Below are 15,155 nucleotides of genomic sequence, written 5' to 3' on the forward strand. Positions count from 1 at the left end.
GAAGGGGGCCCGCGTGAAGGGTGTCGCTCAGCTGCTCACCGACGCCGCGGCCAGGTGGGCCGACGATCCGGCCGTCACCGAGACCGGCACGGGCGCCACGTTCACCTGGCGTGAGCTCGACGCGGCGGCCCACGCGCAGGCCCGGCACCTGGTCGACGCCGGCGTCGGACCCGGTGAGCGGGTCGTGCTGCGCTTGCCGACGTCGGCCGACTTCGCGGTCGCCCTCTACGGCGTGCTGCGCGCCGGCGCGGTCGCCGTGCCGCTGTCGCCGCAGGCGCCCGCCCCGGAGCTGGAGCACCTGATCGGGCACTGCGAAGCCGGGTACGTGATCCAACGCGGGGACGACGAGCTTCCCGACGGCTGCACCGCCCTCTCGCCGCGCGGCGGAGACCCCGGAGACCCCGGAGACCCCGGAGACCCCGTGGACCTCGGCCGCGGGGGTGAGGACATCGCGGTGATCTCCTACACCTCCGGCACCTCCGGTCCCCCGCGCGGCGTGCTGCTGTCGCACCGCGCGCTGCTGGCGAACCTCGAGCAGCTCAGCCACGTCGAGGGCGTGCTGGTGCACGAGGACCGCGTGCTCGTGTCGATCCCGCTGTTCCACGTCTACGGCCTCGGGCCAGGCCTGCTGCAGGCCACGTCCGTGGGCGCCACGCTGGTCCTGTCGGAGCGCTTCGAGCCGGCGCGGACGCTGGAGGACTGCGCGGAGCACCGCGTGACGTCGATCGTCGGCGTGCCCACGATGTACACCGAGTTCGCCGCGCTCGGCGCCGAGGAGCTGGCGCGCGGCCTGGCGACCGTGCGCATGATGACCTCGGGCGCCGCACCGCTGCACCCGCGCGTGCTGGCGGCGATCCGCGAGGCCACCGGCCACGACGTCTACGAGGGCTACGGCCTCACCGAATGCGCGCCCGTGGTCACGTCCACGCTGGTCACGGGCTACCCGAAGCCCGGTTCGGTCGGGCGTCCGCTGCCCGGCGTCGAGCTGCGGCTGGTGGACAGCGACGGCACCGAGGAGGGCGTGCCGCTCGACCCGGACGACGTCGCCGACGTCTTCGAGTCCGGCGGCGACACCGGCCTGGTGTCGATCCGCGGCGCCAACCTGTTCTCCGGCTACTGGCCCGACGGCGACCACGGCCCCGACGCCGAGGGCTGGTTCCGCACCGGCGACGTCGGCTACCTCGACCTCGACGGCGACCTGCACCTGGTCGACCGCGCCAACGACCTGATCATCGTCAACGGCTTCAACGTCTTCCCGCACGAGGTGGAGGACGTGATCGCGCAGCTGCCGGGCGTGGCCGAGGTCGCCGTGGTCGGTGTGGTCGACGAGCGCAGCGGCGAGGCCGTGAAGGCGGTGGTCGTGCCGGCCGAGGGGGCGGCGCTGTCGGAGCAGCAGGTGAGCGACCAGTGCGCGGCGAACCTGGCCGGGTACAAGGTGCCGCACCTCGTGGAGTTCGTCTCCACGTTGCCGCATTCGGCGACCGGGAAGCTTCGGCGGCTCAAGCTGCGCTGAGGCTCTGGGGCTGCGGCGGGTCCTAGACTGCGGTGGTGCATCAGGTGACGGTGATGACCCGCGCCGGTTGCCACCTCTGCGAGGTGGCCGAGGCCGAGGTCGCGCGCATTTGCGGGGAGCTCGACGTGCCGTGGGAGCTCGCCGACGTCGACAGCAGGTCCGAGTGGCAGGCCGAGTACGGCGACCAGGTGCCGGTGATCCTCATCGACGGTGCGGAACACGGCTACTGGCGCGTGGAGGAAGAGCGGTTCCGTCGCGCGCTGGCCGGCTGAGCGGCTTTCCGCGGTTTCCGTCACACGCCGGTGCCCGGATCGTCCGGTGCGGTAATCAAGCTGTAAGGCTCGGCGGCGGCATCCACGCCCGGGGCCGCCGAAGATGGTGGGGTGAGCGCGTTGAAGGAAGCCCCGCAGGTCGTGAAACCCTCTGAGCCACGGCGGTTGTCGTTGCTTGTCGCTTCGGTGATCGGGCTGGCGGCCCTCGTCACCGCGCTCGGCGTGGGGCACCTCATCGCGGGGTTCGTGGGGTACAACGCTTCGCCGTTCGTGGCGGTCGCCGACTTCGTGATCGCGCACAGCCCGCACGCCGTGGTGGTGTGGGCCGAGCAGACGCTGGGCACGGCGGACAAGACCGTGCTGAAGATCGGCCTCGCCGTGGTGCTGGTGCTGTTCGCGGTGCTCGCCGGGCAGGTTTCGCGCCGGAACCCGCGTGGTGGCCAGATCGTGGTGGTGCTGCTCGGCATCGCGGGCGTCGCGGCCGTCTACGAGCGCACCGACGTCGGCCAGCTGGCCCTGCTCGCGCCCGTGGTGTCGCTGGCGGCTTCGGCGTTCGTGTTCACCTGGCTGCACCACTACGCGCTGCCGGCGGCGTTCGACGAGATCCGCCCGCCGCAGGGTCCGTCGCGGCGGCAGGTGCTCTCACGCGGCCTCGGTGTGGCCGCGGGCGCGGGCGTCGCGGCCGTCGCCGGGCAGGCCATCTCCAGCACGGGCAGCGCCGATTCCTCGCGGACGGCGGTGGGACCGCTCGTCGCCGCGCGCAAGGCCCCGCCCCTGCCTCCCGACGCCGATTTCGCCAAGCTGGGGTCGCCGCCGTTCATCACGCCGAACGCGGACTTCTACCGCATCGACACGGCGTTCGTGGTGCCACAGGTGCGCACCGAGGAGTGGAGCCTGAAGATCCACGGCCTCGTGAACCGTGAGGTCTCGTTCTCCTACAACGACATCCGCTCGCGGCCGCTGGTGGAGCGTGAAGTGACGTTGACGTGCGTCTCCAACGAGGTCGGCGGGAACCTGATCTCCACGGCCAAGTTCATCGGCGTCGACCTCGTGGACCTGCTGGACGCGGCGGGCGTGCAACCCGGCGCCGAACAGATGTACGCGACCAGCATCGACGGCTTCACCTGCAGCACCCCGGCGAACGTCGCCCTCGACCCGACCCGCGGCGCCATGCTCGCCATCGGCATGAACGGCGAACCCCTGCCCGTCGAACACGGCTTCCCCGCGCGCATCGTCATCCCCGGCCTCTACGGCTACGTCTCCGCGACCAAGTGGGTCACCGACCTCGAGTTCGCCAAGTGGGACGACCGCCAGTCCTACTGGCTGCAACGCGGCTGGGCCGAGCAGGCTCCCATCAAGACCGAGTCGCGCATCGACACCGCCAAGATGGCCTCCGGCAAGCTGCGCGTCGCCGGCACGGCCTGGGCCCAGCACATCGGCATCGCGAAGGTCGAGGTGCGCGTGGACCAGGGCCCGTGGCAGCCGGCCGCCCTGTCGACGGAGGTCAACAAGGACACGTGGCGCATGTGGTGGACCGACCTGGTGGTGGCGCCGGGCAGCCACACGGTGACCGTGCGGGCCACGGACCAGTCCGGGTACACGCAGACCGAGCAGGCGGCGGATCCGGTGCCCGACGGGGCGTCGGGGTGGCACTCGGTGATGGTCAACGCCTGACGGGTCCGGCCCCGGCACCACTCGCCCCCTCGCCCGAACCCCGCTCCACCCGCCCGCAAGTCACCTGATCGGGCGCAGGTGTGCGCCGCGTCATGTCGATGACCAGTGACTTTGTGCGTGCGTTCACAAGTGGACTACCGTAGGGAGCCGTCCCGCGAAAGACCGGCATTGAACCGGACCGCGGTGGCGAGGTCAAGGGAAACTGCCAAATCTTGAGGGGTGGCCGGCGTGGTGACACAGCGGGGGAGGCGCAGCGGTGCCGAACCGCCCGCTGACCCACCCCGCCGGGCCGCGAAGGCCAACGGCCGCGCGCGCCGGGCGGCGCCGGATGCCGACAACGCGCCCACGGCCGAGATGCCGGCGGTCGACGCCGCGGTGGAGACGGCCGTGCGGGCCAAGCAGATCCCGGAGGCGGCGGTCGCGCGCCTGGCCGTGTACCTGAGGGTGCTGTCGGCGCTCGCGGAGCAGGGTGCGACCACCGTGTCGAGCGAAGAGCTCTCCGCGTCCGCCGGCGTGAACTCCGCGAAGCTGCGCAAGGACCTGTCCTACCTCGGCTCGTACGGCACGCGGGGTGTCGGCTACGAGGTGCAGGTGCTGGTCAGCCAGATCGAGCGCATCCTCGGCCTCACCCGGCAGCACCGGGTCGCCGTGGTCGGGATCGGTAATCTCGGTCACGCGCTGGCCAACTACGGCGGGTTCCCCGGCCGCGGGTTCCCCGTGGAGGCGCTGTTCGACCTCGACCCCGACCTCATCGGGGTTCCCGTAGGGGGACTGCCGGTCTCGCACCTCGAAGAAATCCCCCGCGTGTGCGCCGAACGCGAGATTTCCATCGGGATCATCGCCACACCTCCTACCGCCGCGCAGTCCGTGTGCGACAGGCTGGTGGCGGGCGGCGTCCAGTGCATACTGAACTTCGCGCCGGTGGTGCTCCAAGTGCCGGCGCACATCGAGGTCCGCAAGGTCGACCTGGCGGTCGAACTGCAGATCCTCTCGTTCCACGTGGCTCGCCGTGCCGATGACGCCCTGGCAATTCAGGGGAATACCGGGTTACCCGACGCCGGCCTGCCGATCGACAATGGCAGTAGCGGCAACGGCAACGGACAGGCCGACGGCGGTCTTGGAATGGTGGTGCGCGGATGAGCGTGTTGGCGGTCGGGCTCTCCCACCGAAGTGCGGAGCTGACCACGCTCGAACGGGCCGCGGTGCCCGCCGAAGAGGTCACCAAGGTCCTGCACGAACTGCAGCAGGCCGAGCACGTGAGCGAGGCCATGCTGGTCTCCACGTGCAACCGCATCGAGGTCTACGCGGTGGTCGAGACGTTCCACGGCGGCGTCAACGACGTCTCCGACGTGCTCGCCCGCCAGGCCGGTATGGAGCCGGCGGAGCTCTACGACAACCTCTACGTGCACTACGCCGGCGCGGCCGTCGAGCACCTGTTCTCCGTGTCCTCGGGCCTCGACTCGATGGTCGTCGGCGAGACGCAGATCCTCGGCCAGGTCCGCTCCGCCTACGCCACCGCGCGTGAGGCCGGCACCGTCGGGCGCACGCTGCACGAGCTGATCCAGACGACGTTGCGCGTCGGCAAGCGCGTGCACTCCGAAACGGGCCTCGACCAGCTGGGCGCGTCCGTGGTGTCCGAGGCGCTGGCCGCCGCGGGAGACCTGCAGGGCAAGCACGCCCTGATCGTCGGCGCCGGGTCGATGGGTGCGCTCAGCGCTTCGCACCTGCGCAAGGCCGGCATCGGCGAGATCACCGTGGCCAACCGCACCGAGGCCAAGGCCGCGCGCCTGGCCGAGAAGACGGTGGCCGAGGGTGTGCCCGCGCGCGCCGTGCCGCTCTCGGAGCTGTCCGACGCCGTGGCGAAGGCCGACATCGTGGTGTCGTGCACCGGCGCGCAGGACGCCGTGTTCCTGCCCGAGCACGTGCCCGCCCGCGCGGGCCGCCCGCTCGTGGTGTGCGACCTCGGCCTGCCGAAGGACGTCGACCCGGGCGTGGCCGACCTGGTCGACGTGACCGTCGTCGACCTCGAGACCATCCAGCGCCGCATGCGCGACGCCGGCGCCCCGACCACCGAACGCCAGACGATCAAGGCCAACGGCATCGTGCTCGACGAGGTGCGCGACTACCTCGCCGGGCAGCGCAGCGCCGAGGTCACGCCCACCGTCACCGCGCTGCGCCGCCGCGCGGCCGAGGTGGTCGACGCCGAGCTGCTTCGTCTGGACAACCGCCTCCCGGACCTCGACACCCAGGTCCGCGAAGAAGTCGGCCGCACGGTCCGCCGTGTGGTCGACAAACTCCTGCACGCGCCCACCGTGCGGGTGAAGCAGCTGGCCGCCGAGACGGCCGACACCGACTACGCCAACGCGTTGCGCGAGCTGTTCTGCCTCGACCCGCAGGCCCCCGCGGCTGTGGCGAGCCCCACTGCCGTGCCGCCAGAGATCGAGAAGAAGTAAGCAGTGAACAGAGTGATTCGCATCGGGACGCGGGGCAGCAAGCTCGCCGTCGCGCAGACCGAGACCGTGGCCGACAAGATCCGCGCCACCGGCGCCGAGGTCGAGATCGTCCGGGTCGTCACGCCCGGCGACACCTCCAGCGCGCCGATCCCGCAGATCGGCGTCGGCGTCTTCACCTCCGCGTTGCGGGAAGCCCTGCTGCGCAAGGAAATCGACGTCATCGTGCACTCGTACAAGGACCTGCCCACGGCGCCGGCCGAAGGCATCGTGCTGGCCGCCGTGCCGCCGCGCGAGGACCCGCGCGACGCGCTGATCGCCCGCGACGGCCTCACCCTGGGTGAGCTGCCGCCGGGTTCGAAGGTCGGCACGGGCGCGCCCCGGCGCACCACGCAGCTGCTCGCGCTGGGGCTCGGTTTGGAAATCGTGCCGATCCGGGGCAATATCGATACGCGCATGCGCAAGGTCACCGACGGCGAGCTCGATGCCGTGGTGCTCGCGCGTGCCGGACTGGCCCGGATCGGCCTGGTGGGGGAGATCACCGAGACCCTCGACCCGATCCAGATGCTGCCCGCTCCCGCGCAGGGGGCGCTGGCGGTGGAGTGCCGGGCCGAAGACGTGGACGTGGAGCACCTGCTCGCGTCCAGTTTGGACGACGAGGGCACGCGGGCCGCGGTGACGGCCGAGCGTTCCCTGCTGGCCGCGCTCGAGGCGGGGTGCAGCGCGCCCGTGGGCGCGCTCGCCGAGATCGTCGAGGACCTCGACTCCGAGGGCGCGGTCGTGGAACGGATCTCGCTGCGCGGCACCGCGGCCGTGACGGGCGAGAACGGTTCGGTCGACATGCTGCGGGCCTCCGCGCTCGCCGACTTCGCCGAAGCGGAGCAGCTCGGTCGCACACTGGCCGCCGAGCTCCTCGACCTGGGAGCCGGCGCGCTGCTGTCCGGCCCCGCCCAGTGACGCCCGCGTCGCTGAACACAACGAACTGCCCGAACGTCTGTGCCTCACAGATGAGCACCACCCACTTGTGGCCGATGCCGTATCCGGCCGCCTGACAGGAGAAACGCCAGAGATGACCCCCGCTCGCAAGACCGCTGGGCGCGTCGCCTTCGTGGGCTCGGGCCCCGGTGACGCCGGGCTGCTCACCGTCCGCGCCCAGGAGCTGCTCGCCAAGGCCGAGGTCGTGGTGACCGATCCCGACGTGCCGGCCGCCGTGCTCGCCTTCGCCGCCCCCGGCGCCGAGGTCCGGCCCGCCGTCGGTGAGCCCGCCGACGTGTCCAAGGACCTGACCACCGAGGCCAAGGCCGGGCGGCTCGTGCTGCGCCTGGTCGCCGGCGACCCGCTGACCACCCCCGCCGTGGTGAACGAGGTGCAGGCCGTGGCCCGCACGTCCGCCGTGTTCGAGGTGATCCCGGGCGTTTCCCCCGGCGCCGCCGTGCCGGCGTACGCCGGTGTCGCCCTGGGCGGCACCCACACCGAGGTCGACGTGCGCGGCGAGGTCGACTGGGCGGCGCTGGCCGCGCAGCCCGGCCCGCTCGTGCTGCACGCCACCTCGGCGCACCTCGCCGAGGCCGCGAGCCGGCTCACGGAGAAGGGCATGCCGGCGGCCACGCCGGTCGCGGTGACCGCCAACGGCACCATCAACACCCAGCGCACCCTCGACTCCACGCTCGCCACGCTCGGCAACGACGCGGGTGAGCTCGTCGGCCCGCTGATCGTCACCATCGGTCAGGCGGCCGGGCACCGCTCGAAGCTGTCGTGGTGGGAGTCGCGCGCGCTGTACGGCTGGAAGGTCCTGGTGCCCCGCACCAAGGAGCAGGCCGGCGAGATGGCCGACCGCCTGCGCAGCCACGGCGCGACCTCGCACGAGGTCCCGACGATCTCCGTCGAGCCGCCCCGCAGCCCCGCGCAGATGGAGCGCTCCGTGAAGGGCCTCGTCGACGGTCGGTACCAGTGGATCGTCTTCACCTCCACCAACGCGGTTCGCGCGGTGTGGGAGAAGTTCGAGGAGTTCGGCCTCGACGCCCGCGCGTTCTCCGGGGTGAAGATCGCCTGCGTCGGCGCCTCGACGGCCGCCAAGGTCCGCTCGTTCGGCATCATCCCCGAGCTGATCCCGTCGGGCGAGCAGTCGTCCGAAGGCCTGCTCGCCGAGTTCCCGCCGTACGACGACGTGCTCGACCCGGTGGACCGTGTGCTGCTCCCGCGCGCCGACATCGCCACCGAGACCCTGTCGGCCGGCCTGCGCGACCGCGGCTGGGAAATCGACGACGTCACGGCCTACCGCACGGTCCGCGCCGCCCCGCCGCCCGCCGAGACCCGCGAGATGATCAAGACCGGCGGCTTCGACGCGGTCTGCTTCACCTCGTCCTCGACGGTGCGCAACCTGGTCGGCATCGCCGGCAAGCCGCACACGCGCACCCTGGTCGCGTGCATCGGCCCGAAGACCGCGGAGACCGCCGTGGAGTTCGGCCTGCGCGTCGACGTCCAGCCGGAGAAGGCCGATGTGCCGCACCTGGTGGACGCCCTGGCCGAGCACGCCGCCCGGCTTCGCGCGGAGGGCGCGCTGCCGCCGCCGCGCAAGGCGAAGCGGGCTCGTCGCTCCTGACGGGTTTCGGTTCCACAAGGCCCCTTCCCACTTCGGCGGGAAGGGGCCTTGTGTGTATAGTGTGTGTATGGCGCGTGTGAACGTCTACATCCCCGATGATCTGGCCGAGCGGGTGAAGGCGGCGGACCTCAACGTGAGTGCTCTCGTGCAGGCGGCACTTGGCGATGCGTTGCAGCGTCAGGCCACCGACACGTGGCTGGACGCGATGCCGGCGCCGCGCGGCAAGGTCTCGCACGACGCCGTGCTCACCGCGCTCGACGCCGCCCGGGCTGAGCTGGGCGACGCCTCGGATGCCTGATTCACCGGCGGAAATCGCGGTTCTCGATGCGTCCGTTCTCGTCGATCTCCTTGCGGGCACCAGCTACGCCGATTCGGCGAGGTCGCGTTTGCGTGGCACCGTGTTGCACGCGCCGGCCCACTTGGATGCCGAAGTCCTCTCGGCCCTGGGGCGGCTGCAGCGAGCAGGAGAACTGACGACCGAGGATGTGGACGTCGCTCTGGGTGCGCTTGCGAGCTTTCCGGTCACTCGCCACCCGGTGGTCGAACTTGTTTCCGGCGCTTGGGCTCGGCGCGCCGACCTCCGGTTCACTGACGCGCTCTACATCGAGCTTGCCGCCCGATTGCGGACGGCAGTACTCACGACCGACCACCGGCTCGCCCGCGCGAGCAAACTCGCTGAAGCGATCCTCTGATGCCGTGATCCGGAAACCTGCCGATCTGCGCGGGTTTCCAGACACCTTGTCAGAACGTGCTTTTTCCCGAGGGCACGCGAAATGCTCCCTGAACAGCCGGAGTACCGTTGAAGGCGTGTTCCCCGAGCATCGACCCCGCAGGCTCCGTACCACGCCGGCCATGCGCAGGCTGGTCGGTGAAACGACGCTTCGCCCGCGTCAGCTGATTCTGCCCATGTTCGTGGCCGAGGGCATCGACGCGCCGCGGCCGATTTCGAGCATGCCGGGGGTTGTGCAGCACACCCGGGACACGCTGCGGAAGGCCGCGGTGGACGCGGTGAACGCCGGCGTGGGTGGGCTGATGCTGTTCGGTGTTCCCGCCAAGCGGGACGCCGAGGGGTCCGGCGCCGTCGACGAGAACGGGATTCTGAACGTCGCGCTGCGGGACCTGCGCCACGAGCTGGGGGACGCGACGGTCCTCATGGCTGACACCTGCCTCGACGAGTTCACCGACCACGGGCATTGCGGGGTGCTCGACGCCGACGGCGCGGTGGACAACGACGCGACCCTGCGCATCTACGCGGAAATGGCCGTGGCGCAGGCGGAAGCGGGCGCCCACGTGCTCGGCCCGAGCGGCATGATGGACGGGCAGGTCGGCGTGATCCGCCGGGCGCTCGACGAGGTGGGCCACAGCGACAAGGCGATCCTCGCGTATGCGGCGAAGTTCGCGAGCGCGTTCTACGGGCCGTTCCGCGAAGCCGTCGACTCGCAGCTCAAGGGTGACCGCAAGACCTACCAGCAGGATCCGGGCAACGTGCGCGAAGCGCTGCGGGAGATCGAGCTGGACCTCGGCGAAGGCGCCGACATGATCATGGTCAAGCCGGCACTGTCCTATTTGGACGTCCTCAAGGCGGCGGCGGACATCTCGCCGGTGCCGGTGGCGGCCTACAACATCTCCGGCGAGTACGCGATGGTCGAGGCCGCCGCGGCCAACGGGTGGATCGAGCGCGAGCGCACGATCCTGGAGGTGCTCACGTCGATCCGCCGCGCGGGCGCCGACCTGATACTCACGTACTGGGCCACCGAAGCCGCCGCCTGGCTCGACTGAGCGCGGCACTGGGCTAGAGTCGGCGAGTGGCCGAGAAGGACGACAACACCGCCGAGACCAGCGACGACCTCGGCAAGCCGAACGCGGACGAACCGGAGACCGGCGGGGTCACCGCGTCGCCGAGCGGGGCCGGCGAACCAGTGCAGGCTGAACCCCCACGGGGTGCACCCACATCCGGTGAACCCGCACAGCCCGAACACCCGCAGCCCGAACCCACCCCGCCCGCAGCGCCGCAGTCCGAAGGCGCGCAGCCGCAATCACAGCCTGAACCCGTCAGGATCCCGCCGATCGATTATCCGCCCGCGCCGCCCGTGCCCGGGTGCCCGGAGCAGGAGGACGGCAAGGCGCCGGGGCCGGTGAAGGCCGCGTTCATCCTCACCATCGTCGCGTCCGTGGTGCTGCTCATCGGCCAGGTCGTCACGATCGTGTTCAAGCACCAGCTCGTGGACCAGGCCGTGAAGGCCACCCCGCCGGGCCGCAAGCTCGACATGGCGCAGCTCGAGTCCAACGCGAACCTTCTGGTGTGGGCGTTGTTCGTCGGCGCGCTCTGCTACGGCGTGATCATGGTGCTGTTCGCCTACAAGGCCCGCGAGGGCACCCGCTCGGCCCGCACCGTGGTCACGATGCTGGCGCTGCTGGGCCTGGTGTTCCAGCTCGGGCTCGTGCGCAGCGTGTTCTCGCTGGTGTCGTCGCTGCTGCTGGTGATCGTGGTGGTGCTGCTGTACCTGCCGAGCACGAGGGACTACTTCCCCAAGGTCGGCAAACAGCTGTAATGGACCGCACGCTCTACTCCGAACCCGGCGTCGGCTGGAAGTCGCTGATCTGGGGACCGCTGTTCGCGGTGCTCGGCGCATTGGCGGAGCTGGCGACGGGCGGCCCGGTGCACTGGATCCCGTGGCTGCTGATCGCGGTCGCCCTGTGCGGGATCACCCTGCCCTGGGTCTACGCGCGCCGCCGGTTCCTCTCGCTCGAAGTGACCCTGGCGGAGTTCCGCCAAGGCCGCGAAAGCGTCGAGGCGAAGCGGATCGCGGGCGTGACCGACGTCGGCGCCCCCGCCGGCGCGCGGGTGCTCGGCGGTGGCTGGAGCGTGCCGAACAAGTACGACGAGCTGCCCGTGGAACTCGACGACGGCACGGTCGTGCTCGCGTGGGCCCGGGACGTCGAGGCGCTCAAGGCGGCGCTGCAGCGGCTCGTCGAGAGGAACGAGACGAAATGACGTCCGGCCCGCAACCTGAGAGGCTTGACCCCGTGATCGACCTTCCCCAGCCGACCGGCGCCGACCTGTGGCCCGGCGATTCGGCCCAGGCGGCGCGGCTCAACCAGCCGTGGCGCGCGTTCGTGGCGCTCGGCGAGGTGGTCGTCGCGGCGGCCGCGCTGTGGCTGGCGTTCGTGCTCTGGCACGCGGGGGTCGTCACGGTCGTCACCACCGCCGGAGACGGCGCGCAGCTGGCGTCGCAGCGGTACTTCGGCGGGCACCTCGCGGGCGCGCTCGCGCTCGGTGCGCTGTGCGCTGTGCTCGTGGTGGACGCGCTTCGTCAGCTGTCGCTCGCGGTGCGTGCGCGCCACCGAACCAAGAAGCGCTGAGTTCGCAACTCGAGCCGCCACATCCACAGCTGGCCCACAGGGAACCAACAGCTGACTGCTAAGCAGCGCCACCAGTCTTGCGGCCATGACGCGGCTGCGTACCCGGACATGGGTCATCAACGGGGTGCTGGTCGTACTGCTCGGCGGTGCGGCTTTCGGGATCTACCAAGCATTCACGCCGGGAGGCAACACCGCCCAGGCACAGACCCGCACCACCCCGGTGCGCCGCGGCGACGTGACCGAAACGGTCTCCGCCGCGGGCACCCTCACGAGCGGCTACACCGGCGCCGCGAACTTCACCACCTCCGGCAAGGTCACGAGTATCGACGTGAAGGTCGGCGACGTGGTGAGCGCGGGCCAGAAGCTCGCCACCGTCGACTCCACGCAGGCCGAGAAACAGCTGCAGGTGGCCAAAGCCAACCTCGCGGTGGCCGAGGAGAACCTCGACGACGCCGACGACGCCGCGACCTCGACCACCGGCTCGGGCGCCGGCCAGGGTCCGGGACAAGGCCAGGGGCAGAGCCAGCAGGAGTCGACGACCTCGTTGCAGGCCAAAGTGGACCAGGCGCAGCTCGACGTCGACACGGCCCAGGCGGCCGTGGACGCGACCGTGCTCACCGCGCCGGGCGCCGGCACCGTCACGGCGATCAACGGCACCGTCGGGCAGCAGGCCGGCAGCGGCTCCGGGAGCTCCGGCGGCACCGGCTCCTCGGGCGGCAACGGTGGAAATGGTGGCAACGGCGGCGGCAACGGGGGCAACAGCCAGAGCAGTTCCGCCGGCAGCTCGTCGGCCAGTGGGTTCGTGCAGATCACCGACCTGACGAACCTGCTCGTGAACACCTCGGTCGCCGAGATCGACGTGAGCAAGGTCAAGGCGGGCCAGAAGGCCACCGTCACGCTCAACGCCACGCCCGACCAGCCGATCCAGGCGACGGTGTCGAAGGTCGACCTCACACCCACGACCAGCGGCAGCGTCGTGTCCTACGGTGCGCAGCTCACGCTCACCAACCCGCCGACGGGCCTGCGGCCCGGGCAGTCGGCGAGCGTCGTGATCACCGTGGCCGAGGCCGACAACGTGCTGAGCGTGCCGGCCGCCGCGGTCACCACCACGGGCAATACGAACGTCGTCACGGTGCAGCAGAACGGCCGCAACGTGCCGGAGCAGGTGCAGATCGGCGTGCGTGGCGAGTCCACTGTGGAGATCAAGTCGGGGCTCAACGAGGGTGACAGCGTGGTGCTCACGGCCGCTTCACCGACCGCGACCACGGGCGGCACCGGTGGCGCGGGCGGCCAGCGAGGCGGGTTCGGGGGCTTCGGTGGCGCCGGCGGCGGCTTCCGCGGTGGCCAGGGTGGCTTCGGCGGCGGCGGTGGCCGCGGATGAAACCCGTGATCGCGGTCTCCGGGCTGCGCAAGACCTACGGCGCCGGCGAGACGGCCGTGCACGCGCTGCGCGGGGTCGACCTCCTCGTGCGGCCCGGTGAGTACGTCGCCATCATGGGCGCGTCGGGCTCCGGTAAGTCGACGCTGCTGAACATGCTGGGCTGCCTCGACGTGCCGAGCTCGGGCAAGTACCTGCTCGACGGCTTCAGCGTCGCCGACCTCAACGAACGCCAGCTCGCCCTGCTGCGCAACCGAAAGATCGGCTTCATCTTCCAGTCGTTCAACCTTGTGCCGCGCACGAGTGCACTGTCCAATGTGGAACTTCCACTCGTCTACAGTGGACTGCGCCGGGCCGCGCGCCGCACGCGGGCACTGGCCGCGCTGGAGATGGTGGGGCTCACCGAGCGGGCCAAGCACCTGCCGAGTGAGCTCTCGGGTGGGCAGCAGCAGCGCGTCGCCGTGGCGCGGGCGCTGGTGACCGGGCCCGCGCTGCTGCTGGCGGACGAACCGACCGGCAACCTCGACCGCGCCAGCACCGAAGACGTGCTGGGTGTGTTCGACCGGCTCAACGCCCTCGGCCGCACCATCGTGGTGATCACGCACGAGGACGAGGTCGCCGAGCACGCGCACCGCGTGGTGCGGGTCAGCGACGGGCGGATCGTGGCCGACGAGGTCAACCGCAGCGTCGGAGTGGTCGCGTGAACCTGTTCGAGGTGCTGCGCTTCGCCGTGCGCGGCCTCACCGCCAACAAGCTGCGCTCCACGCTCACCACGCTCGGCATCACCATCGGGGTCGCGTCGGTGATCCTGCTGGTGGCGGTGGGCAACGGCGCTTCGGCCGCGATCGCCGCCAGCATCCAGGGTCTGGGCACGGATGTGGTCAACGTGTCGCCCTCGCGCGGCGGCGGGCAGGGCAGCGAGGCCCGGCCGCTGACCGTGCAGGACGCCCACGCGCTCGTGGACCCGGTCGGCGCGCCCGACGTGAAGGCCGCTTCGCCGGTGGTCAACACCAACGCGACGGCCACCTACGGGCAGACGTCGTACGACATCTCGTCCGTCGCGGGCACCGAACCGGCCTACTTCGCCACCACCAACCGCCAGATCGCCGACGGCGCGCTGTTCACCAGCGAGGACGTGAAGCAGGCCCGCAAGGTCGTGGTCCTCGGCCCGACCACCGCGCAGTCGATCTTCGGCACCGCCGAACCGGTGGGCAAGAACGTGCTGCTCAACAGCATCCAGTTCACCGTGGTCGGCGTGCTGCAGGCCAAGGGCAGCACCGGGCTGACGAACGCCGACGACGTCGCCATCGCCCCGATCAGCGCGGTGCAGAACTCGCTCGCCGGCTACGGCAGCCTCAGCCAGATCGCCGTGCAGGCCACGTCGGCCGACTCCGTGTCGCTCGCGCAGGCCGAGATCACCGCGATCCTCAACGCCCGCCACGGCATCCGCCTCGGCGGCACGCCCGACTACCAGATCCAGAACTCCGAGCAGCTGCTCGCGACGCGCACTTCGGCCACGCAGACGTTCACCGTGCTGCTCGGCGCGGTCGCGGCGATCTCACTGCTGGTGGGCGGGATCGGCGTCACGAACATCATGCTGGTGACCGTGACCGAGCGGATCCGCGAGATCGGCATCCGCAAGGCGATCGGCGCGCCGCGCTCGGCGATCCTCGGCCAGTTCCTCGCCGAGGCCACGATGCTGAGCCTCTTCGGCGGGTTCCTCGGTGTGGTGATCGGTGTGGTCGGCAGCCAGTTCAGCTTCGCGGGCATCACCCCGGTAGTGGTCCCGTCGTCGATCGTGCTGGCCTTCGCGGTGTCGGCGCTGATCGGCCTCTTCTTCGGCAGTTTCCCGGCGAACCGGGCCTCGCGCCTGCGCCCGATCGACGCCCTCCGGCACGAGTAG

At 71.1% G+C, this 15,155-nt stretch carries 16 protein-coding genes; all 16 read left to right on the top strand.

What is annotated here, in order from left to right; genetic code table 11:
• Nucleotides 1–13: 13 nt before the first annotated feature.
• Nucleotides 14–1,513, top strand: a complete 1,500-nt coding sequence (locus ACWEOE_RS09465; protein ID WP_452006264.1) for an AMP-binding protein — start codon at nucleotides 14–16, stop codon at nucleotides 1,511–1,513.
• Between the two features lie 32 nt (nucleotides 1,514–1,545).
• Nucleotides 1,546–1,785: a glutaredoxin family protein gene (locus tag ACWEOE_RS09470; protein WP_452006267.1), complete on the top strand. Its 240-nt coding sequence runs from the start codon at nucleotides 1,546–1,548 to the stop codon at nucleotides 1,783–1,785.
• 111 nt (nucleotides 1,786–1,896) lie between these two features.
• Nucleotides 1,897–3,459, top strand: coding sequence for a molybdopterin-dependent oxidoreductase (locus ACWEOE_RS09475; RefSeq protein ID WP_452006269.1), 1,563 nt, complete (start codon nucleotides 1,897–1,899; stop codon nucleotides 3,457–3,459).
• 228 nt (nucleotides 3,460–3,687) lie between these two features.
• The gene (locus ACWEOE_RS09480; RefSeq protein WP_452006272.1) at nucleotides 3,688–4,599 is read left to right on the top strand and encodes a redox-sensing transcriptional repressor Rex; all 912 of its coding nucleotides are present in this window, start codon (nucleotides 3,688–3,690) and stop codon (nucleotides 4,597–4,599) included.
• Complete coding sequence (locus ACWEOE_RS09485; RefSeq protein WP_452006274.1) at nucleotides 4,596–5,912, top strand: glutamyl-tRNA reductase; 1,317 nt, start codon at nucleotides 4,596–4,598, stop codon at nucleotides 5,910–5,912. Before ACWEOE_RS09480 ends, ACWEOE_RS09485 begins: the two co-directional genes overlap by 4 nt.
• 3 nt (nucleotides 5,913–5,915) lie before the next feature.
• Nucleotides 5,916–6,866: a hydroxymethylbilane synthase gene (hemC, locus tag ACWEOE_RS09490; protein ID WP_452006276.1), complete on the top strand. Its 951-nt coding sequence runs from the start codon at nucleotides 5,916–5,918 to the stop codon at nucleotides 6,864–6,866.
• Nucleotides 6,867–6,978: 112 nt separating this feature from the next.
• Nucleotides 6,979–8,511: a uroporphyrinogen-III synthase gene (locus tag ACWEOE_RS09495; protein ID WP_452006279.1), complete on the top strand. Its 1,533-nt coding sequence runs from the start codon at nucleotides 6,979–6,981 to the stop codon at nucleotides 8,509–8,511.
• Between the two features lie 67 nt (nucleotides 8,512–8,578).
• Complete coding sequence (locus tag ACWEOE_RS09500) at nucleotides 8,579–8,809, top strand: type II toxin-antitoxin system CcdA family antitoxin (RefSeq protein WP_452006281.1); 231 nt, start codon at nucleotides 8,579–8,581, stop codon at nucleotides 8,807–8,809.
• The gene (locus ACWEOE_RS09505; RefSeq protein WP_452006283.1) at nucleotides 8,802–9,203 is read left to right on the top strand and encodes a type II toxin-antitoxin system VapC family toxin; all 402 of its coding nucleotides are present in this window, start codon (nucleotides 8,802–8,804) and stop codon (nucleotides 9,201–9,203) included. Before ACWEOE_RS09500 ends, ACWEOE_RS09505 begins: the two co-directional genes overlap by 8 nt.
• Before the next feature lie 115 nt (nucleotides 9,204–9,318).
• The gene (gene hemB, locus ACWEOE_RS09510; protein WP_452006285.1) at nucleotides 9,319–10,290 is read left to right on the top strand and encodes a porphobilinogen synthase; all 972 of its coding nucleotides are present in this window, start codon (nucleotides 9,319–9,321) and stop codon (nucleotides 10,288–10,290) included.
• Nucleotides 10,291–10,316: 26 nt separating this feature from the next.
• On the top strand, nucleotides 10,317–11,063 hold the full coding sequence (locus tag ACWEOE_RS09515; RefSeq protein ID WP_452006288.1) for a hypothetical protein: 747 nt from the start codon (nucleotides 10,317–10,319) through the stop codon (nucleotides 11,061–11,063).
• The gene (locus ACWEOE_RS09520) at nucleotides 11,063–11,506 is read left to right on the top strand and encodes a hypothetical protein (RefSeq protein ID WP_452006290.1); all 444 of its coding nucleotides are present in this window, start codon (nucleotides 11,063–11,065) and stop codon (nucleotides 11,504–11,506) included. Before ACWEOE_RS09515 ends, ACWEOE_RS09520 begins: the two co-directional genes overlap by 1 nt.
• A gap of 32 nt (nucleotides 11,507–11,538) precedes the next feature.
• Nucleotides 11,539–11,874: a hypothetical protein gene (locus ACWEOE_RS09525; protein WP_452006293.1), complete on the top strand. Its 336-nt coding sequence runs from the start codon at nucleotides 11,539–11,541 to the stop codon at nucleotides 11,872–11,874.
• Between the two features lie 85 nt (nucleotides 11,875–11,959).
• The gene (locus ACWEOE_RS09530) at nucleotides 11,960–13,255 is read left to right on the top strand and encodes an efflux RND transporter periplasmic adaptor subunit (RefSeq protein ID WP_452006295.1); all 1,296 of its coding nucleotides are present in this window, start codon (nucleotides 11,960–11,962) and stop codon (nucleotides 13,253–13,255) included.
• Nucleotides 13,252–13,956 carry an ABC transporter ATP-binding protein gene (locus ACWEOE_RS09535; protein ID WP_452006298.1) on the top strand — a complete coding sequence of 235 codons (705 nt, stop codon included), beginning with the start codon at nucleotides 13,252–13,254 and terminating at the stop codon, nucleotides 13,954–13,956. Before ACWEOE_RS09530 ends, ACWEOE_RS09535 begins: the two co-directional genes overlap by 4 nt.
• Complete coding sequence (locus tag ACWEOE_RS09540) at nucleotides 13,953–15,155, top strand: ABC transporter permease (protein ID WP_452006301.1); 1,203 nt, start codon at nucleotides 13,953–13,955, stop codon at nucleotides 15,153–15,155. The genes ACWEOE_RS09535 and ACWEOE_RS09540 overlap by 4 nt, the downstream gene beginning before the upstream one ends.

It is taken from the genome of Amycolatopsis sp. NPDC004368, from assembly GCF_053602515.1.